We start from the raw sequence: 22143 nt of genomic DNA on the forward strand, positions 1-22143 counted from the left end.
CAGCGACAACTGAATTCCAGCGACTTCGCTCCACCATTCCGAGCGACTCCTCTCACCTCCGAATGACCAAGGAAACCCATGCCTGCTATTCCCTTCAGAGTGGCCATCATCGGTGCCGGTCCCGCCGGCATCTACGCCGCTGACCTGCTGACCAAGGCCGAACATGACCTGGAACTGAGCATCGACCTGTTCGAACGCCTGCCCTCTCCCTTCGGGCTCGTCCGCTACGGAGTCGCCCCCGATCATCCGCGGATCAAGGGCATCATCAATGCGCTCATCAAGGTCCTCGACCGTGGTGACATCCGTCTGTTCGGCAACGTCGAATACGGTGCGGACATCAGCCTCGGCGAGCTCACCGACCGCTACGATGCAGTGATCTTCTCCACCGGCTGCTTCGTCGACGCGCCGCTGTCGCTGCCCGGGATCGACCTGCCCGGTTCCTATGGGGCAGCCGACTTCGTCAACTGGTACGACTCACACCCCGATGTGGCACAGACCTGGCCGCTGGATGCGGAGAAGGTCGCCGTGCTCGGCAACGGCAATGTCGCCCTCGATGTGGCCCGGGTGCTCGCGAAGCAGGCCGATGACCTCCACACCACGGAGATCCCCGATCACGTCTATGAGGGGCTGAAGTCCTCGAAGGTCACCGACGTCCACGTGTTCGGCCGCCGGGGTCCCGCGCAGGCGAAATTCACGCCTCTCGAGCTGCGCGAGCTCGGTCAGGTCAAAGACGTCGACATCATCGTCTATCCCGAGGACTACGAATTCGATCAGGGATCGCTCGAGGCCATCGAGTCGAGCAACCAGGTCAAGCAGGTGACGAAGACGCTCACGGACTTTGCGATGCGCGAGGAGACCGGGGCGAAGCGGCGTCTGCACCTGCACTTCCTGCACGCACCGGTGGCCATCCTCGGCGAGGATCGGGTGACCGGGCTGCGCACGGAACGTCAGGAGCTCGACGGCATCGGTGGCGTCAACGGCACCGGGGACTTCCACGACTGGGACATCGATGCCGTGTACCGGGCGGTCGGCTATGCGGGTACGCAGCTGCCGCAGCTGCCCTTCGACGAGGCCAAGAAGGTCATCCCCAATCACGAAGGGCGCGTTGTCGACGCCGAGGATCAGACCAAGGCCGCCGAGGCGGACGTCATCCCCGGCGTGTACACGACCGGATGGATCAAGCGCGGTCCCGTCGGGCTCATCGGTCACACGAAGGGCGATGCGCTCGAGACGATCGGGCACATCCTCGATGATCAGGCCGCCGGAGCGCTCACCGAACCCGTGTACCCGGAGGAGTCCTCGATCGTCGAGCTGCTCGAGTCGAAGGGCGTCGACTTCACCGATTGGGAGGGCTACCACCGGCTCGAGGCCGCCGAGAAGGCCCTCGGCGAGGCCGAAGGACGTGAGCGCGTGAAGATCGCGACCCGTGACGCCATGCTCGCCGAGGCGCGCGCCCACCTGACCGCGGACGCGAACGCCGGGAGCTGAGCGGGGCAGCAGCCGAGACCCGAAGGCCCAAATCCTCACATAGTGACCCTCAACGTTCCGCCATTCGACCCCGAACACCCAAAAGGCGTGTTCGGGGTCGTTTGAGTCTGTGACCTTGCCGTATAACCCAGCTATGTAATTGACATCACGTTTCGGCAGGAGAAAGCTGGCGGCGGAAACTCAGCCGTCACTACCTAGGGAGGCACTGATGTCCTTACGCAATTCCCTGTCATCGGGCTCGCAGACGAGCGTGACAGTCGTCCATGACAAAGGACTCAAACGCGATATCGGCAAGACCGGGCTGCTCTTCACCGGAGTCGGGTCGATCATCGGCTCCGGTTGGCTCTTCGGTGCCTTCGACGCCGCGAGCATGGCCGGCCCGGCCGCGATTCTGTCCTGGGCCATCGGTGCCATCCTCATCATCTTCGTGGCACTCAATTACTCCGAACTCGGTGTCATGTTCCCCGTCGCCGGCGGTGTCGTGCGCTACCCGCACTATGCTTTCGGTTCGTTCGCCAGCTACACCAGCGGGTGGATCACGTGGCTGTCGGCGGCGGGAACCGTCGGCATCGAGGTCCTCGCGGCCGTCCAGTACGCCTCGAGCTATATGCCGTGGCTGATGGAGTCGAAGGACGGCGTGCTCGTCCTCACGGTGCCGGGCATCTTCGTGAGCATCGCGATGGTCGCGGTCTTCTGCATCATCAACATGTTCGGCGTGAAGTTCTTCGCCCAGTTCAACAACGTGCTCGTGTGGTGGAAGCTGCTCGTCATCGTCCTCGTCTTCGTCGGTCTGGCGCTGCTGGCGTTCAACCCCGGTCACTTCCACATGCCCGAGTTCGGCGGTTTCGCCCCCAACGGCATCGCCCCGATCTTCGCGGCCCTGCCCGCGGCGGGCATCGTCTTCTCCTACCTCGGCTTCCGTCAGGGCGTGGAGTTCGCCGGTGAGACGAAGAACCCGCAGAAGAACGTGCCCTTCGCTGTCATCGGTTCGATCGTGCTCACCGGCATCATCTACATCCTCCTGCAGGTCGCGTTCATCGGCGCCATTCCCACCGACCTGCTCAAGGACGGCTGGAGCGGACTGTCGTTCTCGAACTCGGCAGGACCATGGGCCGAGATCGCGCTCATGCTCGGCGCGATGTGGCTGGCGATCATCCTCTACATCGACGCCGTCGTCTCTCCCGCCGACACCGGTCTGATCTTCACCGCGCTCACCCCGCGACTGTCGTACTCGCAGGCGCGCGTGGGCAATGCCCCGCACGCGATGACGAAGCTGAACAAGAAGGGCATCCCGTGGTTCGGTCTGCTCATCACCTTCATCGTCGCCTGTTTCCTGTTCTTCCCGTTCCCGTCGTGGGCGAAGATGGTCGGGTTCATCACCTCCGGCACCGTCATCTCCTTCGGATCCGGCCCGGTCACGGTGGCGGCGCTGCGACGTCAGCTGCCCGATCAGGAGCGCCCGTTCAAACTGCCCGGCGGAGACATCCTGCCGTTCCTCGGGTTCCTCGCCGCGAACCTCATCGTCTTCTGGACCGGCTGGGACACGAACTGGAAGTTGTTCCTGGCGATGGCGCTGGGCTATGTGGTCCTCGGCCTGCACTACGCGTTCAGCGACCGCAGCAAAATCCCGCCGCTGCAGTTCAAGTCCGGGTGGTGGATGATCCTGTGGCTCGGCGGTCTGGCCGTGCTCAGCCTGCTGAGCAACTACGGCGACGGCGCCATGGGCGTACTCACGTTCGGCTGGGGCGAGCTGATCTGTGCGATCTTCACCGCCATCGTCTTCTACGTCGGCATCAGGACCCGCCTGAAGTCGGAGGAGGTCATCGCCAACGTCGAGAACACCAAGGAGACCGCAGCCGAACACATCGACGGGGAATGATCCCGTCGAATCGTTCGACGTGAGGTAGCGAAACCCTCGCCGAGGCGGCCCGACCCCGTACATCCACGACAGTGGCGTACAGGGTCGGGCAAGTTCGTGCGACGTGGGAGACTCAGCCGCCCGTCAGGGTTGTGCAACTTGGGCTATGTCGTCGACATACTGCTGGGCCAGAGATTCGCGGCTCAGATCCGGAATCGGAGTAACGAAAGTTCAATTTTGCTTCACAGTTGACTCCTCCTCGCGATAGATGCTCGAGAATATTTTCCGTAGCTCTCCAACGACGCCTTCGGCGTCAGAACCATGAACCTGCTTGAGCTTCTCGAGTGATGTCGTGTCGCTACAAAATTTGATAGCCGCGTTCACCTTTTTGCTATCAACAGAATTGCCACAATAGTCCTCGAGGTCCCCTCGACGCAGCACGTAGGTACCCTCTTGCGCAAGCAAATAGATCACGTCATCAATGGCGTGCTCGATGTCTGCGGTTGGAGGGTCGGAGATTAGTCTATATTTGTCGCCGCTTTGACCACGTTGGAAGAGCTTGGTAAGGGCATCAATGGCGCCTTGAGCTGAAGATTCGGATTTCTCAACTCGCCATGTTGCAAAGCTTTCTTGTGCTGCCGACCAGAGCTCTCTGGCACTGTCTGACTTAACGATACTTTTGGTTTTTTTGGCGCTGATGTCAACCTTATCGGTTAGGTGGGCGCCGACCTTTGACATCAGGTTCGAATGAGCTTCTTTAATCGAGTGAGTTGAAGTTAGATGATTGAAACCATCCGATAGAGCATCCAAATCTGTGATTACGTGTACTGGAACGCCGAACTTCTTGAAGAACTCGCGATATCGTGTAATGTTTCCTTTGCCTTCAATCTTCACGAACATTATACCGCGCTCGATGTGATCCCATTCTTTTGCAAAGAGCTTCGCTAGGTGAGGGTAGACAAACGTGTCGCTGTCGCCCTCGACCAGCACAACAAGCTTCGCAAAAAAGGCAGCTTCGTTGTTTTCATGTCGAATGATTTGATACGCGTCGCGGAGGGACATGTCTACTAGATCGACTGGCCTCGCACAGACTCCTTGCGTCGTTTTATAGAGGCGAGTAAATCCCGTAGTGCCGGGTTGAAAGAATCCGGGTGAGTGCGTCGTCACCAGGACTTGATGATCTTTCGCGAACTGAGCGAGTGCGCTCATAAGCTGACGCTGAGCTCGAGGGTGAAGGTAGAGTTCGGGCTCTTCGAAAAGCAGCAAGTATGATCGTCTGCTTGTGGTACCAACCGAGGAGTCCGATGGTTGCGATTCGTTGAGCCCTTGATATCTCATGTCGTTATAAGCTCGAAGTAGTGCAAAAAGGACGGTTCTTTGTAAGCCATCTCCTTTCGTGACTACCCCGCCGATGTGCCCGTCGTCAATCTGGAGATCCGCATTATCTAGAAGCAGCGACAAAGTAGGGGCCGGGACATTCAAATTGATTCGTATGCCAGGAAAACTCATCCCCACATACTCCTCAATCACTGATTCAATTCGTTGAACGGCGGGGAGGCGCTCATCTGTCATGTCCCCATCGCTATTCAGGTGTCGGCTCAGCTTCTTGTGGACCTCTTTGAATTCGCTCTCGATGCTCTGAAACTGGTCTTGGACTTCGTCAAATAGCATTCCCAGAAGTCTGGCAAACGCGGCAGTCCCTGTCGCTTTGGTTTCAGAGGACGCGTCCTTAACTGCGGGAATGTAGATAATCGAAGGCAGGAGCGGCTTGATTGATGCATATATTCCAGTAGGAAAATCTGTTGGTTCCTCTTTGAGCTGATCTTCGGGCAGACCCTCTACTAGGACCTGCCAGGCTCTATTCACTTCGTCCTGCTTGGGCTTTTCACTGAGGTATGGGTCTAGCTCTGGACGAATATCAACTGCAGCTTTTCGGAGTGCTGGCCCAGACTTGCGCTTTATAGCTTCAGCGAGATGTTCGTAGTTCCAGCTTGGATTAATCGGAACGATCTTCAAATATTTAGCCTCTGCTTTTGAGCCTAAAGCCTGAGTTCTGATAATTGTTAGTTTGCCTTCATTGAGTATGCCAGATACTTTTAATCGATTATTTTCGCTGACGCGTTCAAGATCGGTATCTGTGATGCCGTCAATATGGACCGTCACTTTTATGAGTTGATCCGTGTCGTGGAAATCTCGTTCGTCGATCTTCTTCTCGTCGAACGCGAACTGTAGCGCATGTAAAATTGATGATTTCCCGGCATTATTCTCTCCAATGAGACAGCCGAGCTGTTCCAAGGGTATTTCAGTGGCCGTATGAGCGCGGAAATTCTCTATTTTTACTTTTGAGAGTCGCATAGTCGTTCCTTGGTTGGGTTCCGAGAGGAGTGGGCGCTCTGACTGTACCAATGTTGCTCCACGTTTGATCGAAAGAAACGTAACGGGTAGTTAACGAACTGCGATTAGATGCGCTTGGTACCGAATCGTTTCCGTTCGTTTCGGCTCAGATGTTTTAGGGAGTCAGTGGGGCGGCTGCGATTACTTATGCTGGACACGTCCCACCCGCGAACCGCACAAAGTACTCCAGCGCCTCAAACGAATCAACAGCATCCGCATTCGCCACACGATCCAGATCATGCCCCTGGATGAGCCGCTTCACGGGCACTTCCAGCTTCTTCCCCGTCTTCGTGTGCGGAATGGCCGGGACCGCAATGATGTCATCGGGCACATGCCGCGGGGACGCCTTGGACCGCAGTTCCGCCGCGATCCGCGACCGCAACCCAGAATCCAACGAAACCCCCGAACCCAGCACCACGAACAGCGGCATCCAGTACCCACCATCCGGCTGCTCGGCGCCGATGACCAGGGATTCGGCCACCTCGGGGATGCCGTCGACGACGTCGTAGATGTCGGCGCTGCCCAGGCGCACGCCCTGCCGGTTGAGCGTGGCGTCCGAGCGGCCGGAGATGATGACGCTGCCGTGGTCGGTGATGGTGATCCAGTCGCCGTGGCGCCAGACTCCGGGGAACATCGAGAAGTACGTGTCGCGGTAGCGCTCACCGTCGGGATCGTTCCAGAACTTCACCGGCATCGACGGCATCGGGGCGGTGATGACCATCTCGCCGACCTCGTCGACCAACGGCTGACCGTTGTCGTCCCAGGACTCCAAGGCCACACCGAGGACCGGCCGTGAGAGCTCCCCGGCCCAGACCGGGACGTTCGGCGCGGATCCGGCGAAGCCGCTGACGACATCCGTGCCGCCGCTCGTCGAGGCCAGCTGCACGCGTTCGCCGACAGCATCGCGCACCCACGGGAAGCAGTGGGCGGGCACCGGGGCACCGGTGGCGCCGATCGTCCGCAGCGCGGAGAGGTCGAATTCCGTGCCGGGTTCAAGCCCGGCCTTCATCCCGGCCAGGAAGATCCCGGGACTGACCCCGAGCACATTCGCCTTCGTGTCCGCGGCGATCTCCCACAGCCGGCCCGGCCCCGGATAGAGGGGGCTGCCGTCGAAGCACACCGTGGTCGCACCGCCCACCAGCGCCGAGGCGACGAGGTTCCACATCATCCAGTTCGTGTTCGTGTACCAGAAGAACCGGTCACCCGGCCGGATGTCGAGGTGGAGACCCAGCAGGCGCAGGTGATCGATGACGACCCCGCCGTGGCTGTGCACGATCCCCTTGGGAATCCCCGTCGTGCCCGAGGAGTACAGCACCCACAGCGGGGTATCGAAATCGACGCGCGCGAACTCGGGTTCAACATCCCCGGAGGCAACATCGTCCCAGGTGACAAGGTTCGTGATCTGGCCGTGTTCGTCGATGAATTCCTCGCCGAGGTTGCCCACCCCGACCACGGCCCGCAGGCTCGGCATCCGGTTGGCCAATTCCGCGACCTGGTCGCGGCGGTCAAAAGCCTGACCGTTCCACAGGTAGCCGTCGGCAGCGAAGAGAACAGTCGGTTCAAGTTGGCCGAGTTTCGTCGCAGCACCTTCGGCGGCGTAGTCCTGGGCGCAGGCGGACCAGATGGCGCCGATTGAGGCGGTCGCGAGGAATGCGATGAGCGTGTGGTGGGTGTTCGGCAGGTAGCCGACGACGCGGTCGCCTTCTCCGACTCCTTGGCCGCGCAGCCAGGCGGCGACGGATCCGACCTGGCGACGCAGTTCGCGCCAAGTGGTTTCGGTTCGCTCGCCGGATTCTTTGATAGTGATGATGGCCGGTTCGTCGGCGAGTGTGTCGTCGAGGCCGGCCCGCAGTGCATGTTCGGCGTAGTTGAGGCGGGTGCCGGGGAACCAGGTGGCGCCGGGCATGGACCGATCGGCGAGCACCTCGGTGTAGGGCTCATCGGCGATGACGTCGAAGAAGTCCCAGACAGCACCCCAGAACCCGTCGAGGTCGCTCACCGACCAATTCCACAGATCCTCATACCCTGCCATGGTTTGGTCGGTGCGTTGGTTGGCGAAGTCGATGAAGTCGGCGATCTGCGGTCGCGGGGTCTGGTCAGGGTCGGGAAGCCAGATCGGTTCAGCGGTCAATTCTCCTCCTCAGCACAGCGGTGGGCGGTAGCGATAGCGGTCTCCACCAGCCGAAACGAGGCGCACTCGTTTTGCAGCGGAGACGTTGAGACCACCATACGCCGCCATCCCAGCGACCATTGCAGGCAGTCTGGAACACAACTGCGCCGCTGAGAATTCTCAGCGGCGCAGTCGACAGGGAGATGGGTTGAGGCTCAGCCCCACACGCCCCGTGTGTCGTGGACGATCTTCTGCGCGAGCAGCGAAGCATCCAAGTTGATGAACTCGTTGTGATCGACCAGCAGGAGAACGATGTCGGCCTGCTCGACCGCGGTTTCGGTCTCGGCCAGGGTCACATTCTCGCGAGACTCCAACTCTGCAGGAAGCTCGTCGATGTTCGGCTCGACGGCGAGAATCGTCGCTTCAGGCAGCTCTTCGGCAAGACGGTTGACGATCTGACGAGCGGGGCTCTCACGCAGGTCATCGATATTGGGTTTGAATGCCAATCCGAGCGTCGCGATCTTCGCCTCGTTGATGCGCTTCGCCTGAGGGATGAGCTTGTCCAAGACGAATCCGGGCTTGGAGTCGTTCACTTCGCGGGCAGTCTTGATGAGTGATGACTGCTCTGGCGCAGTGGCGACAATGAACCACGGGTCCACGGCAATGCAATGGCCACCGACACCGGGGCCCGGCTGCAGAATGTTGACACGAGGGTGGTGGTTGGCCAGTTCGATGAGTTCCCAGACGTTGATGTCGAGACCATCGGCGATCATCGACAGTTCATTGGCGAAGGCGATGTTGACGTCGCGGTAGGCATTCTCTGTCAGCTTGGACAGCTCGGCCGTGCGCGCATCGGTCATGAGGAACTCGCCCTCACAGAACAGCTGGTAGAGGTCGCGGGCCCGCTCACCGGCATTTCCGTTGAGCGTGCCGACGATGCGGTCGTTCGTCCGCAGCTCAATCATGATGCGGCCGGGCAGGACGCGTTCGGGGCAGTGAGCGAAGTAGATCGTCTTGGACGTGCCTTCATCAAGCGTCAGATCTGGGCGCTGCGACAGAATCGTGTCGGCCAGGTATTCGGTTGCGCCGGGAGGCGAAGTCGACTCGAGGATGACGAGCTCATTGCCCTCAAGCAGCGGCGCGATCTGTTTACCGGCGGTCCCGATGTAGGAGAGGTCTGGTTTGTGCCCATCCTTGAACGGCGTGGGCACGGCGACGATGTAATTGTCGGCGTGTGGGGTCTCAGTCGTGGCTTTCAGGTATCCTTGTGAGACAACACCAGCCACTGTTGTCGACATATCGGGCTCGACGAACGGGACTTCGCCCTGGTTGATGAGATCGACAGCTTTCTGGTTGATATCGACGCCGACGACGTTCGCTCCAGAGCTAGCCAGCACGGCCGCAGTAGGGAGTCCAATATAGCCGAGTCCGATGACGGCGACCGAAGGCCGGTTACGCTCGGGAGTAGGGGTCATAGCTCTTCTCTCTGGGTTGTAGCGTCGGCCATAGGTCGCGACGGGCATCTAGTGTCGGCGACCGTCACTCTCCGTGGCACACAACAAATGAAATGGTATTGGATAACCACACGACCGCGAAACGATCTTCGGTGATAACCTGAGCGTGTGATGTGGAACACCCGGTCAATTAAGGATCAGTGAATTTTCTACGCACTTCGATAATTTAAGGGAAAACCACTGTCGAAATGTGGTTGAATCTTGTGGAAACTATAGGATTTCTCATGCATTCTGGCGGGTCCGGCCATGAGTCAACGGTCGGCCCGCTATTTACATTTGGAGCAAGTTTTCAATTGACGAAGGAGCCGTATTGAGCGCTGGCAAGTCAGGTATCCCCCCGAAGGTCATGGTTGTGTATGGAACCAGGCCAGAGGCGATCAAGGTGGCCCCGGTGATTAAGGCTCTTGAAGCGGATCCGAATCTTGAACCGATCGTCGTCGTCACTGCTCAGCATCGTGAGATGCTCGACCAGGTCAATCAGGTGTTCGAAATCGAACCCGATGTGGACCTCAATCTCATGGCTCACGGACAGACTCTCAATACCATCGCGGGCAGCGTCATTAGCAAGATCGACGAAGTACTTGCCGACCACGAACCAGACGCCGTCGTAGTCCAAGGCGATACGACGACGGTGATGGGTGCCGCGATCGCGGCCTTCAACCGGGAGATTCCAGTTGTCCATCTCGAAGCAGGATTGCGCAGCGGAGACATCAATTCGCCGTTCCCCGAAGAGGCCAATCGGAAGATCGTCTCCCAGATCGCTCGCGTGCATCTCGCACCGACTATGGTCTCTCGGAGCAATCTGCTCGCGGACGGGGTCCCTGATGAGAATATCCACGTCATCGGCAATACGGTCATCGACGCTCTGCAGTGGGCCGTTGAGCGCCCGGTCGAGTTCAGTGTTCCTGAGCTTCAGGCGCTGGAGTCTGATGAGCGCCGAGTGCTGCTGGTAACCACTCACCGCCGGGAGAACCTTGGCGACAACATGGTGAACATTGGCAAAGCCATGCGAAACCTGGCCACAAACTATCCCGATCTGCTCATCATTTGGCCTGCGCACAAGAACCCCAAGGTCCGCGCGTCGATCGCTCCTCAGATCGAAGACCTCGACAATGTGATCTCAATCGAGCCCGTTGAGTACGGCGAGTTCTCGCACCTCATCAACGCCTCCGACATCGTGCTTACAGACTCGGGAGGAATCCAGGAAGAAGCCCCCAGCCTGGGCAAGCCGGTTCTGGTTCTCCGAGAAAACACGGAACGCCCCGAAGCTGTGGATGCAGGGACGGTGAAGTTGATCGGTACTGCAACCGAGAAGATCATCTCCGAGGTTTCACGACTCCTCGATGACAAGAAGGCCTACCGGGACATGGCCAATGCTGTGAATCCCTACGGTGACGGCCATTCAGCCGGTCGCAGCGTCGATATTCTCAACGACCTTCTCGGAGACAGCTGAGCCTTCGGTCAGAAGCAGTAGTGTCCACGGCTGAATCCGAAGCTGTGGACGTTACTGTTGGCCAACAGCAGATCGTCGTCGACATTCCACGTATGACTATGCGAGTCACGAATTTGGACGAAGTTGAAACGGTCTGCAGAGTAGATCCGTGCTCCGTCGGAGACGAGTCGCCGCTGCAGGTCGGTATCTTCGCCCAAAGTGCGGTCAGCGAATGGGAACCGTTGGAACAGCTCTCTGCTCCCCATCAGGGTGGGGCCCATGACAAGATCGGTGAAACGGTGCTCGCGTTCGGGGAACCGGCACATAACGATATCGCGGTTGCGCAGGTGAAGGTAGTGAGCCTGTTTGCCGACGAGGTCCGCATTTGAAAAGCGCAGAGCTGCGAGCTGGTCCGTCAGATAGTGCTCACCGTAGACGTCGTCATCATCCATCTTGGCGATGACGTCGCCGGATGCCGCTTCGATACCGCGGTTAAGGCACGCGCCCAGGGAATCCGAGCCCGGGGCCTCGAGCAATATCAGGTTTTCGATCCCCAGTTCGGTTGCATAATTCAGCATCTCCGGCGATGAAACGAACCCATGCTGGACGATGATGAGCTCTCGATTCTCAATATTCTGTGCGGCGTGTGTCTCAAGGACGTTGCTGAGGTGTTCCGGGCGATTCGTCGATACCACGACAGACATGGAACGAGGAATTGGATCGCTGTACTCGACCCCAACGGAGTCCATGATCGTCATCGCGCGATGAGTGTAGGTGTGTTCGTTCCAGATGCGCCGTTGCGCGAGATGTACCGTGCGGTCTCGAAGTTCGCCGCTTCTCACATATGCCCTGAGGATAAGTTCGGCCTCTTCTTGCGTCTCAGGCTGAGGAAGCTCTGAAAGTGGGAAGAACCGCTTCGTCGCTTCACTGGGGCTCGAGATGACCGGAGTCCCGGCGGCAGTGATCTCGAAAATGCGCCTCGCGCACATGCTCGGCGAATCGACTACCGAGTTCACATTGAGGAATGCCTTGTAGTTCTTGTAGGCCGTCAGAAGGTTTCGGTAAGGCAGAGACCCGACGACTCTTTCGGCCAGAGTGCCGGGAAATTGATAGCGCTCATCGTCGCCGAGGAAGCGGGAGAAGATCTCAAGCCCGTGCTCCATCCGAGGGGACACTTTATCTGCCGCTCCCAAGAGCAGGTCCATCTGAGCCCGGCGCTCGGGGAATTTATGAGTGAAGTACATTCCCGCGAATGCGATATCGCGTGCGGCGTAATTGTGCGCAGGTCGGACGGGAGAATGAATCGCGGGTTGAGCGGCGAAAGCTAAGGGAGCGATGCGGTCATGTCCGAGATGTTCCCGGTACTGATGGACAAGTCGCACATCGCTGGTGAAGACGACATCGAACAGCTTGGCCAGCGGAAGGAAATCGTCGAAATGGGGAGGATCTTCCTTGTTCCAGAACACTGTTGGGATTTTGCGATGACGACACTCTGCCAGCAGTTCGATGACCTCGGGACTTGGGCCTGTCGTGCCGGTGAGCTTGAACTTCCAGTCCCCACCGTTGCCGTTCCACGCTGATTCGATAAAGACGAAGTCGACCGAGTCCAGCTGCGATGTCCATCCATCGCGTTTCAGTGGGACAGTCGCCCATTCGTAACCGAAGCTCTCCGCTGAGAACTCGTCGAGGATGGTGCCGACTCTGAGATCGTCGAAGACAGGCCGACGATCGGACTTCGGAGCTGCAGGAAACGCCTCTAACAGATTGTCCGCAGTGAGCTGGTCGTTCGTCCGTCCATCGGCAACGCCTTGGTGAAGATTCCGACGGCGCCTCCACTTCAAGAATTGAGCTGGGCCGCCGTGGCGCAGATGCCAGAGACCGGTCCGCAATGTGCGAAGAGGAGTTTGAGGCACAGTCGGATCCTTTCGACCTGATCAGAATCGCGCAAAGTCCTGTTTCGCAGAGACCCGGTTCAAGTAGGCGCGAGCATAACGGGATTTATCCCACTCTACTTGCAGTGGGGCAACCTAAATGAAACCATTTCTTAACGCTTTCAACAGTCTTCCTGTGCGGAAGCTGACAAGCCCAATAGTACAATCAAGAGGTTGCAAGACGCTCGGTCGGATGCCGCGAGATGTGCACGGCGCAATCGTAGACTGAGTTGAACCAGACCATGTAAGCCGAGGGAAAAGAGGACAGTGGGAAGCAACACAGGGCCCATTCCCTCACGGACCCCAATGAGACGGCACGGCAGAGCCATGGCGCTGTCACTCATCGACGGTCTCGTCTTCGCGTTCCTCGTCGTATCGATGACACTCGTGAGGTACGACTTCCATGCATCTCTCGTCAACGTGCCGGGAATGCTCGTCTGTTCGGCGGTTGGTCTGATCGTCTTTCTCATCGGCGGGCCTCTGGCAATCTACCGCGGTCGCTACCGACGTGGTTCGACCGATCAGTTCGCCGCAATCGTGGGAACGGTTGCTCTGGGTGTCGGCATCATGTGGGTGGCCGAATTTACCTTCGCCAATCGACTGCTCATCCCGACCAGCGTCCCCATTACGGCGGGAGCGCTCATGGTCGTGGTCAAGAGCCTCGAGAATTGGATTCGTCGCAACTTGAGGCAACGCAGTCTCACCACGTCCGGTGCATCCCGGCCCACGATCGTCGTCGGCGCGGGAAACCAGGGCATGCTCGCTCTCGATATGATCGCTCAGGACACACACAACGAATTCGTCGCTGTCGGCATCCTCGACGACGACCCTGCCAAGCGGCATCTTCGCTACAACGGAATCCGCGTGCTCGGACCGATCGCCGACATCGCCACCCATGTCGATCGCACCGGAGCTGGGGCCGTCATCATTGCGATCGCTGACCTGCCGCCCGAAGAGCTCTCCCGTATCGCGTCGAATCTCGAATCCCGGCCAGTCGAGATCAAGATCATGCCGAAACTCTCGGACTCCGCGTTGGCACGTCCCGAGCCTGACGCCCATGACGTCGCCGACCTGCGTCATCGCAGCTTCCGCGATGTCAGCCTCGAAGACCTCATCGGACGCAAACCAATCTCGACGAATATCGACGACATCGCCTCGGCGATCACCGGAAAGGTAGTCCTCGTCACCGGTGCAGGCGGCTCCATCGGCTCACAATTGTGCCGTCAGGTCGCACGGTTCGATCCGGCCCGACTCATTATGACCGACCGGGACGAATCCGGCCTGCACGCCACTGAGCTCGGTCTCGAGGGGTCAGCCCTTCTGACCAGTGATGAACTCGTCCTCGGAGACCTGCGAGATCCGGCATTCATCGATGCCCTCGTCGCCGAGGCGAAGCCGGACATCATCTTCCACGCCGCGGCTCTCAAGCACCTGACCTTCCTCGAGCGTTTCCCGGAACAGGCAGTGCGCACGAATGTCGGTGCCAGCCTTGACCTGCTCAATGCAGCGGTGGCTCATGACGTCGATGCCTTCGTCCACATCTCCACCGACAAAGCCGCCGGTGCGACCTCAGTGCTGGGGCGGACGAAGTTCTCCATCGAACGGGCGATCGCCTCTGTGGCCGCGGCGACCGGCCGACGTTATATGTCAGTGCGATTCGGCAATGTTCTCGGTTCCCGAGGATCCGTGCTCGAGACCTTTGTGGCTCAGGTGGCGGCCGGTGATCCTGTCACAGTCACCGACCCGGAGGTCACTCGATACTTCATGACCGCCGATGAGGCCTGTGAACTCGTCCTTCAGGCCGCAGCAATCGGTGGCCCCGGAGAGACCTTGGTCCTCGACATGGGCGAACCGATCCGCATCGATGACCTCGCCAAGCGAGTGATCGCGCTGTCGGGGCGCAGTGATGCGCAGATCGTCTACACGGGACTGCGGCCGGGGGAGAAACTCACCGAGGCTCTGCTGTCGCCCGGAGAGGTCGACAGCCGACCCACCCATCCGCTGATCACTCAGGTGCCGATCACTCCGATCGATCTGGAGAAACTCGGTGCCCTGGTCGCCGAATCACGTGACCCACAGGTCTTCACTCACAGGTCGGGCCTCGAAGAGCACCTGACGCGTCTCCTCGACTCCGAGACGGCACCGGCCACCGGTGACGCGACGGAGGCCATTGAGACGGCAGCGACAACGTCAAGAGCCCCCGAGCCAGGCGCAGACCCCCATGACACCGGAGTCGGCCTCTGATGGCTCTGCAGTCGCTGGTGATCCTGGTAGTGGCCGCGGTGGTCACGGTTCTCAGCGCCCTCATCGCCTTTCCGCTGCTGCGTCGAGCGGGGATCGTCGATGTCCCCTCTCATCGCTCCTCGCATACGCTGTCGACCGTACGCGGCGGGGGAATCGCCATCGGCTGCGGCATCACCGTGGCCACGATTCTGGCCATGGTGTGGACCGTCAGCGAAGACGGTGTCTTCGGCCTCGGCGGGGTCCTCCTTCCGGTCGGTTTCCTGGTCCTGACCTGGTGCTATTCGGCCATCGGGATGAGCGACGATCTCGACTCGCTGCGCCCCGCCGGGCGGCTGATCGGACAGGTGATCTTGGCTCTGCTGTTCAGCGCGATCATCGCCATGTTCTCAACACAGGGAATCGCTCACGTCATCGCCTTCGCGGTCATCGGCGTGACCACTGTCAACGCCGTGAACTTCGTCGACGGACTCAACGGCTATGTCACCGAGTGGACCATCGTCACCGCTGGATGGTTCGCCTTCGTCGGTTCCTGGGAAGGAGAGAACGACATTGCACTACTTGCTCTGGCGCTGGCCGGCGCTGCTGTCGGGTTCCTCCCGTTCAACCTCGGTCGGGCCAAGGCGTTCCTCGGAGACACGGGCAGCTACGGGATCGGAGCGGCCGTCTTCGCTCTCGCGGTCTGGCTGTTTGTCCAAGGCGTCCCGATCGTCGTCATCATCGCACCGATGATCTTCGTCTTCTTCGACGTCGGACTCACTTTGGTCCTACGGCTCTTCCGGGGAGAGAATATTCTCTTGCCTCATCGTGAACATATCTACCAGCGGATCCAGCAGGCGGGCTGGCCACACAGCTCCGTTTCGCTCTTCCACGCCGCATTGAGCGTCCTCGCTTGCATAATGGCCGTCCCGACTCTCATCAGCGGAAATACGGCGACAACCTACCCGGCCCATGTGTTCTGGGTCGCGTTGCTCGCCCTCTATGCGCTGTTGCCGCTTTGGTTGCGGCGCCGGGCGCTGAAGGAGGTGACGACCGCATGAAGATCCTTCTGCTCAGCCACTATTACTGGCCCGAGGTCGGCGCTCCGCAACGACGGTGGGCGACTCTCGTCAGTCATTTCGTTCGCCAGGGACACCAAGTAGTTGTTGCAGCACCCCACCCGCATTACCCGCACAGCAGACGGGACGAGTTCTTCGGATCCGCCGTCGGCCGCTTCCGCACTCGTGTGGACGCGAAGCTCGGTGGAACATGGGAGCTCGGCGAACTGGGGGAAAGGATCATTCGCGTTCCATACCTGCACAGTGGGTCTTCGATGGCTCGGCAGCTGCTCGACCAAGGAGTCGCCTCTGCCGGTGCGGTCAATGCGATCATCCGCCGGATGGGCGGACCTTACGCACCCGACGTCGTGATCTCGACGACCCCTGCTCTGCCGTTCCTCTTTGCGGGGGATGCCGTTGCCAGAGCACTGCGTGTGCCTCATATCGCCGAGGTGCGTGATGTCTGGCCTGACCTCATCAGCGACCTGTCGCTGGTGAAGAACGCGGTCGGGAAGTATCTTCCTCGTGCGGCGACTGCTTATCTTGAGGAGAAAGTTCTACCCGGCTTGCTCACGCTAGTGCAACGTCGCGCATCTGCGGTGGTCGTGACGACGGAAAGTTTCCGCTATCTTTTGGAACGGAGAGGAATAAGGTCTGAAGTTGTTCGCAGCGGTGTCGGACAGTCGGAGATCGACCAGCTTCCCCACCGGTGCACCGTGGCCGACTGCGACAGGAAGCTGCTCTACGTCGGTACCGTTGGACGCTCACAGGACCTTTCCTCGGCGATCGCTGCGGCTTCTCGAGTCCCCGGAATCAAGCTGCGCATCGTCGGCGACGGCGCCGACAGAGCAAATCTAGAGACACTAGCCCGCACACTTGGCGCGCCAGTTGAGTTCTTCGAACAGACCACAGGTCAGGCGCTTGCCGAGCATTGGGAATGGGCCGATGTGGGGCTCGTCAGCCTCGGCGATGTCCCCGCCCATGCACTCACAGTTCCATCGAAGCTCTATTCGCTCATGGCACGCAGAGTGCCGATTCTCGGCATCGTAGCGGGGGAGGCCGCCGAGATCATCAGTGAGAACCGTGCTGGCGTCGTTGCCAGACCAGGAGACGTGGATTCGATCGTCACGGCGCTGCAAGCCTTGGTCCAAGGAGTCAAAAGCCCCGATTCGGTGGGGCATGAATGGGTGGTCAACCACGCGTCCGTCGATGTCATGGGTGCTGAGTACGATCGGATCCTCGAGCGGGTGAGGCCATGAATCTCGCATTTCTTGCCAAGCAGATTGCCAATGGGGCTATCACGATGTCAGGCCACCTCTATGAAGACCGCGTATTCTTCTCGATGCAGTTGGCACGCAGACTCCCGAAATCGGCATCGAGAATGGCCGGCCGACTGGTCGGAAACGTACCCGGTGTAGCCGCAGAGGCTGCCTCGGCGTGGTTGTTGGGCCAGGAGCTGCGAGCCAGGACAATCATCACGGTAGCCAAAGATAGGCAGCCGTCCCTACTGCTCGGAGAGATCGCGCTCAACCTCGGAATGCTTGATACTGCGACACGTATCGCAGGCTCCCTTGCATCCGCGGCCTCGCTGCGTTCCCGTATCCTGTGGACAGAGGGCAATCTCGACAAAGCGATCGCCGTCCTTCCGGACAGCCGCCGTAGGCGACGCCTCAGCGAAGAGCGGCGGTCGATGTCCCCAGGATGGTGGCCGGAAACGGCCGCTCACCTCATCGCACGACCAGCCCGCCACGTGAGCGAGGGGCCCGCAGCGTCACTGCACGTTCTGACGAACTCGCTGCCGCATACGCGATCAGGTTACGCCTACCGCAGTCATCTCATTCTTTCCACTCTCAGCGACGCAGGGCACCAGGTCGCCGCTGTGACTCGCCCATCTTTTCCCGTGACGATCGGTCGCTTGAGTCGCGGCAAGGTTGAGGTCGTTGACGGAATCGACTATTTGCGGAATGTGCCGCTTCGTCCTTCCACTACACCAACTGCGCGTCTAGTAGACCAGGCAGCCTGGATCGCAGACCGCGCCCTCGCACGCCAAGCCGACGTTCTCCACACCACGACCCACTACGTCAACGGATTGGCGACCGGAGCTGCGGCCAGGGCCATCGGACTGCCCTGGGTATACGAAGTCCGAGGGGTTCTCGAAGAGACCTGGGCCGCGGCAGGCACCACCTCTGCTGACCGTGCAGCACGCCGAGAGAGCCAACGTTTTGCCCTCATGCGGGCGAAGGAGATCGAGGTTGCCTCGGCGGCCGACGCCGTCATCACCCTCGGCGAGACCATGCGCGAGCATCTCATCGCAGGGGGAGTACCCGCCGACTCGATCATGCTCATCCCAAACTCGATCTCAGAGGCCGTCGTTGACGCTGATACCACCCAACCAACTTCTCACGTGAGGGCCGGGCTTGGGCTGCCGACAGGAGGCTTCTGGGTTGGTACCGCTGCGTCAATCGTCGGCTATGAAGGACTTGACGATTTAGTTGACGCGGTTCGTATCTCTAGGGCGGAAGGGGTTGATATACGATTGCTGATCGCGGGTGACGGAGTTGCACTTCCTGAGCTGCGGGAACGTGCCGTTGATCTCGGCGACCACGCGGTCTTCACAGGTAGAGTCTCCCAGTCGCAAGCTATTCAATACCAGCTTGCGATGGATGCGGTCGTTGTGCCCCGGAAAGACCAGCCTGTATGCAGACTGGTGACGCCCATTAAGCCAATTGAAGCCATGGGGTTGGCACGACCAGTAGTCATTTCTGATCTGCCGGCACTCCGTGAGCTCGTGCCATCGACAGCAGGACTGAAAATTGCCAGCGAAGATCCGCATACGTTGGCGAGTGCACTATCGCAGTTGGCCAAGGACGAGGACCTGTGCTCACGTCTTGGGGCTTTTGGGCGCCAACATGCACTAGCGACCCGAAGGTGGAAAAATATCGGAATGCGATATGGGAAACTGTATTCTCAACTAATGGAAACCGGTGTGAAGTGACTACAACAAATCCACTGGGGCTGACCTCCATGCGATCGGTCCCAAGCGAGGGACTCGTCCCTGTTGGTAAGCGAGCCAGTCTGAAGCACTATTTGGCGAGCTTATGGGATCGCAGACATTTCATAGTTGCTGAGTCGCGTGCGAAGATGAGCGGTTCTACGCGAAAGAACCTCCTCGGCTATGGATGGCTATTCCTTAATCCGATGCTGTCAGTACTGGCATACTCGTTCATCTTCGGTTTCATTTTGAACACTGCCAGGGGGGTGGAGAACTTCCTCGGCTTCCTGGTGATCGGCGTATTCTTCTTCCAGTACACACTGAAATGCATGACAGGTGGTGCCGGCGCAATCCGGTCTGGGTCCGCTATGATCAAGGCCTTTCAATTTCCCAGGGCAGCATTGCCTATTTCGATAGTCGTTCGGAACCTGCTCGATTTCGTTCCGACCCTGGCTGTGATGGTCATCGTGCTTATCGTCGTACCTCCTGCGGAAACGATCACCTGGCGTGTCATACTCATCATTCCTCTTGTTTTATTGCAGACTATCTTCAATGTTGGCCTTGCATGTTTCATGGCCAGGTTTGGGCACCGAATTCCCGACCTCAGTAACATTACGTCAATCATCGGCCGATTCTGGCTGTATGGGTCCGGAGTATTCTTCGTAATTGATGAGAAACTCGCTGACAAACCAACACTGCTGGCAGTCATGCATGCGAACCCTATGTATTCGGTACTTGAGCTGAGTCGCAATTGCATCCTCTATGGCGTCGACTCACCGTTATGGATGTGGGCCTCAGTTGTATTGTGGGCATTTGGACTCCTTTTATTCGGTTTCCTGTATTTCTGGAGAGGGGAGGAGAGCTATGGTCGCCACCGAGCTTGAAGCTCCGAATATCGTTGCCGAAAACGTACAGGTTCGATATACCGTTGGAACTCGAGACCCTGGTCAGCGGTCGCGCGGTATACAACGCCTTGCAGATATTGCGTTGGGACGTCAGGGGCGGACGACAGTCCGCGCTCTTAGAGGCGTGAACTTCGTCGCTCGCGAAGGAGAGATGGTAGGAATCGTCGGAGCCAACGGTTCAGGCAAATCTACATTACTGAGAAATGTAGCGGGTGTTGAACAACCGGATCGAGGACGGATCCTGGTGCGGTACCAGCCGCTGCTCCTCGGTGTCTCGGCGGCTTTGCAACCGTCTCTGTCTGGAAGTGAAAACGTGAGATTGGGATGCCTGGCAATGGGCCTGACACCTGACGAGGCCACCGAAGCTTTCGACTATGTCGTCGACCTTTCGGCGCTAGGGCCGGCCATTCATCGGCCGATGGGGACCTATTCTTCCGGAATGGGGTCTCGCTTGAGGTTTGCCATCGCGTTGGCCGCCCGCCCCAAGATCCTCCTCATCGACGAAGCGTTGTCTACTGGTGACGCGACGTTTGCCGAACGGAGCGAACGAGCAATGGATGGGCTTCTTGCAGAGGCCGGAACCGTGCTGTTGGTCAACCATGCCGCCAAGGTGATTCAGGAACTTTGTACCCGAGCAGTTTGGATCCATCGTGGAGAGATCATCATGGACGGCCCGGCAGAATCAGTTGCGGAGAAATATCGATGGTGGGCGTGGAATGTCGCACAAGGTAAGCAGGAAGTCTCTGACAAGCTCCTACACGACGTGGTCAGCAACGCAGTCAAGGAAGAGTTAAATGTCCTTGAACCTGAACTCGTCAATAATCCCGTACCGCGGCATGCCGCCCGCCGGGCAAATAATCGAGGAAAGATAAAACAAAGTACGCCGGCGGCGCGACATGTCCAACGGCGTGAACAAATGGATCCTGTAGAGGACGCTGAGATTCCACGGTTAGCGACTGCAGAGTCCCAAGTCTGGCCGGTGGAATTGGAAAAGCCACTGCAGCAGGCAAAGTTTCCTGTGCTTCCAAAGCCTGTTTCCCAGGTCGTCGGTTCTAGGTCACAGCACGAGCCCCCGGCTTTAAAATTGCGACCCAGCGGCAAGAGAATTATCCTCAGGGCTGAAAATCCTGATGATCGTGCGTCCTCAGTTGCTGCGAAAGGAGACCTTACCGGGCGTCGCCTTGCGTCCCGGGCGCGTGAGATCGCAGAACAGAGATATCAGGACCGGCTTCAGGCACGCGCGAAGAATGACGAAGGCGCGGCTAGGCCGGAACGCTTGACTGAGGAATCCGCACAGTCAGCCGTTTCCCCAGAATCGACAAGAGATTCTGTGCAATGAATATTGCAATATTCGGTTCGTGCGTTAGCCGAGATACATGCGAGTTTATACCAGGTGCCAATGTCCTTGAGTATGTAGCTCGACAGTCGGTGACTAGTCTTATCTCACCTCACGGCGACCGCGATGTGGATATTAGCGGCCTGGAGTCTCCGTTTCAAACAAGAATGGTTGAGAGCGATCTGCTAGGGAGCGGCGCAGATAGAGTTATCTCGCATAACAAAGAAATCGATGTAGTGCTGATCGATCTTGTCGATGAGAGACGAGGGTTCTGGCTTTTTCCGGACTCGACTACGATAACGAATTCTTTGGAGATCGAATCCTGCGGCGCTGCGGATTGGGCGGTTGGGCAGGGCGCTGAATTGATCGAGTTCGCGACAGAACGGCACTTCGAAGCATGGAAGCACGGGTTTGAGCTCTTGGTCACTAAGCTACGCGATGCTCAAATGTGGGATCGAACCATACTTCTTGATATTGAATGGGCGCGAGTGTTTAGCGGTTCGCTATATCCCGCGAACGAGACTATCGCCAAGCTGGGGCGTCGTTGGAGACAGGCTCAAAGGGGAATACGTAATGCTGAACGGCAACTTTCGAGCGGCCACGGCGTTTCGAGCGCCTGGAAGCAGTTGTGGAACTTGAAGCCGACAGATGCTGAAGAATTCGCTGATCGAGCAGTTCGAGCCAACCACGAGTACGTGCGTTATAGAGATTTTGCACGTTCGATGGTGGCCGCGACAGTAACCCGGGAGAGTTGGGAATTGCGGATAAACGGTGACCATAAGTGGGGGCCGCAACCATTCCACTATCGTGACGGCGACTACAAGTCGGTCGTCGAAAGTATTTTGGTCCTGTATCAGGGGGCTCCGTGGAAGTGAGAGGCATAAAAAAGGGCGGGCAGTGTTCAA

At 58.9% G+C, this 22143-nt stretch carries 14 protein-coding genes; 10 read left to right on the plus strand and 4 right to left on the minus strand.

Annotated elements, in window-relative coordinates:
* The first annotated feature begins 78 nt into the window (after positions 1 to 78).
* Both HF684_RS02810 and HF684_RS02815 read left to right on the plus strand, forming a co-directional pair.
* Positions 79 to 1488: an FAD-dependent oxidoreductase gene (locus tag HF684_RS02810; RefSeq protein ID WP_211168054.1), complete on the plus strand. Its 1410-nt coding sequence runs from the start codon at positions 79 to 81 to the stop codon at positions 1486 to 1488.
* 208 nt (positions 1489 to 1696) lie between these two features.
* Positions 1697 to 3367 carry an APC family permease gene (locus HF684_RS02815; RefSeq protein WP_169251264.1) on the plus strand — a complete coding sequence of 557 codons (1671 nt, stop codon included), beginning with the start codon at positions 1697 to 1699 and terminating at the stop codon, positions 3365 to 3367.
* 210 nt (positions 3368 to 3577) lie between these two features.
* On the opposite strand, the gene HF684_RS02820 is transcribed toward HF684_RS02815, so the two are convergent.
* The 3 genes from HF684_RS02820 to wecC form a co-directional block, all read right to left on the minus strand.
* The gene (locus HF684_RS02820; RefSeq protein WP_169251265.1) at positions 3578 to 5701 is read right to left on the minus strand and encodes an AAA family ATPase; all 2124 of its coding nucleotides are present in this window, start codon (positions 5699 to 5701) and stop codon (positions 3578 to 3580) included.
* Between the two features lie 184 nt (positions 5702 to 5885).
* A complete protein-coding gene (locus tag HF684_RS02825) occupies positions 5886 to 7871 on the minus strand; it encodes an acetoacetate--CoA ligase (protein ID WP_169251266.1) in 1986 nt (661 codons plus the stop codon).
* 194 nt (positions 7872 to 8065) lie between these two features.
* Positions 8066 to 9325 (minus strand): UDP-N-acetyl-D-mannosamine dehydrogenase, encoded by a 1260-nt coding sequence (wecC, locus tag HF684_RS02830; RefSeq protein ID WP_169251267.1) that lies wholly within the window; start codon positions 9323 to 9325, stop codon positions 8066 to 8068.
* A 349-nt stretch (positions 9326 to 9674) separates the two neighbouring features.
* Between wecC and wecB the strand changes: the two genes are divergently transcribed.
* Positions 9675 to 10817 (plus strand): UDP-N-acetylglucosamine 2-epimerase (non-hydrolyzing), encoded by a 1143-nt coding sequence (gene wecB, locus HF684_RS02835; RefSeq protein ID WP_348981425.1) that lies wholly within the window; start codon positions 9675 to 9677, stop codon positions 10815 to 10817.
* An 8-nt stretch (positions 10818 to 10825) separates the two neighbouring features.
* Here wecB and HF684_RS02840 read toward each other — a convergent pair whose 3' ends face one another.
* Positions 10826 to 12709 carry a glycosyltransferase gene (locus HF684_RS02840; protein WP_169251268.1) on the minus strand — a complete coding sequence of 628 codons (1884 nt, stop codon included), beginning with the start codon at positions 12707 to 12709 and terminating at the stop codon, positions 10826 to 10828.
* A gap of 324 nt (positions 12710 to 13033) precedes the next feature.
* Here HF684_RS02840 and HF684_RS02845 point away from each other — a divergent pair, with 324 nt between their 5' ends.
* The 7 genes from HF684_RS02845 (at position 13034) to HF684_RS02875 (ending at position 22113) form a co-directional block, all read left to right on the plus strand.
* Positions 13034 to 14971: a nucleoside-diphosphate sugar epimerase/dehydratase gene (locus tag HF684_RS02845; RefSeq protein ID WP_169251269.1), complete on the plus strand. Its 1938-nt coding sequence runs from the start codon at positions 13034 to 13036 to the stop codon at positions 14969 to 14971.
* A complete protein-coding gene (locus HF684_RS02850; RefSeq protein WP_169251270.1) occupies positions 14971 to 16008 on the plus strand; it encodes a glycosyltransferase family 4 protein in 1038 nt (345 codons plus the stop codon). Before HF684_RS02845 ends, HF684_RS02850 begins: the two co-directional genes overlap by 1 nt.
* Entirely contained in the window at positions 16005 to 17264 is a 1260-nt protein-coding gene (locus HF684_RS02855; protein WP_169251271.1) for a glycosyltransferase family 4 protein, read from the plus strand. The genes HF684_RS02850 and HF684_RS02855 overlap by 4 nt, the downstream gene beginning before the upstream one ends.
* Complete coding sequence (locus HF684_RS02860) at positions 17261 to 19000, plus strand: glycosyltransferase family 4 protein (protein WP_169251272.1); 1740 nt, start codon at positions 17261 to 17263, stop codon at positions 18998 to 19000. Before HF684_RS02855 ends, HF684_RS02860 begins: the two co-directional genes overlap by 4 nt.
* Before the next feature lie 146 nt (positions 19001 to 19146).
* On the plus strand, positions 19147 to 19881 hold the full coding sequence (locus HF684_RS02865; RefSeq protein ID WP_169251273.1) for an ABC transporter permease: 735 nt from the start codon (positions 19147 to 19149) through the stop codon (positions 19879 to 19881).
* Positions 19862 to 21241, plus strand: coding sequence for an ABC transporter ATP-binding protein (locus HF684_RS02870; protein WP_169251274.1), 1380 nt, complete (start codon positions 19862 to 19864; stop codon positions 21239 to 21241). Before HF684_RS02865 ends, HF684_RS02870 begins: the two co-directional genes overlap by 20 nt.
* A complete protein-coding gene (locus tag HF684_RS02875; RefSeq protein ID WP_248279090.1) occupies positions 21238 to 22113 on the plus strand; it encodes a DUF6270 domain-containing protein in 876 nt (291 codons plus the stop codon). Before HF684_RS02870 ends, HF684_RS02875 begins: the two co-directional genes overlap by 4 nt.
* Positions 22114 to 22143 lie beyond the last annotated feature (30 nt).

It is taken from the genome of Brevibacterium sp. 'Marine' (assembly GCF_012844365.1).
In the GTDB taxonomy this organism is placed as follows: domain Bacteria; phylum Actinomycetota; class Actinomycetes; order Actinomycetales; family Brevibacteriaceae; genus Brevibacterium.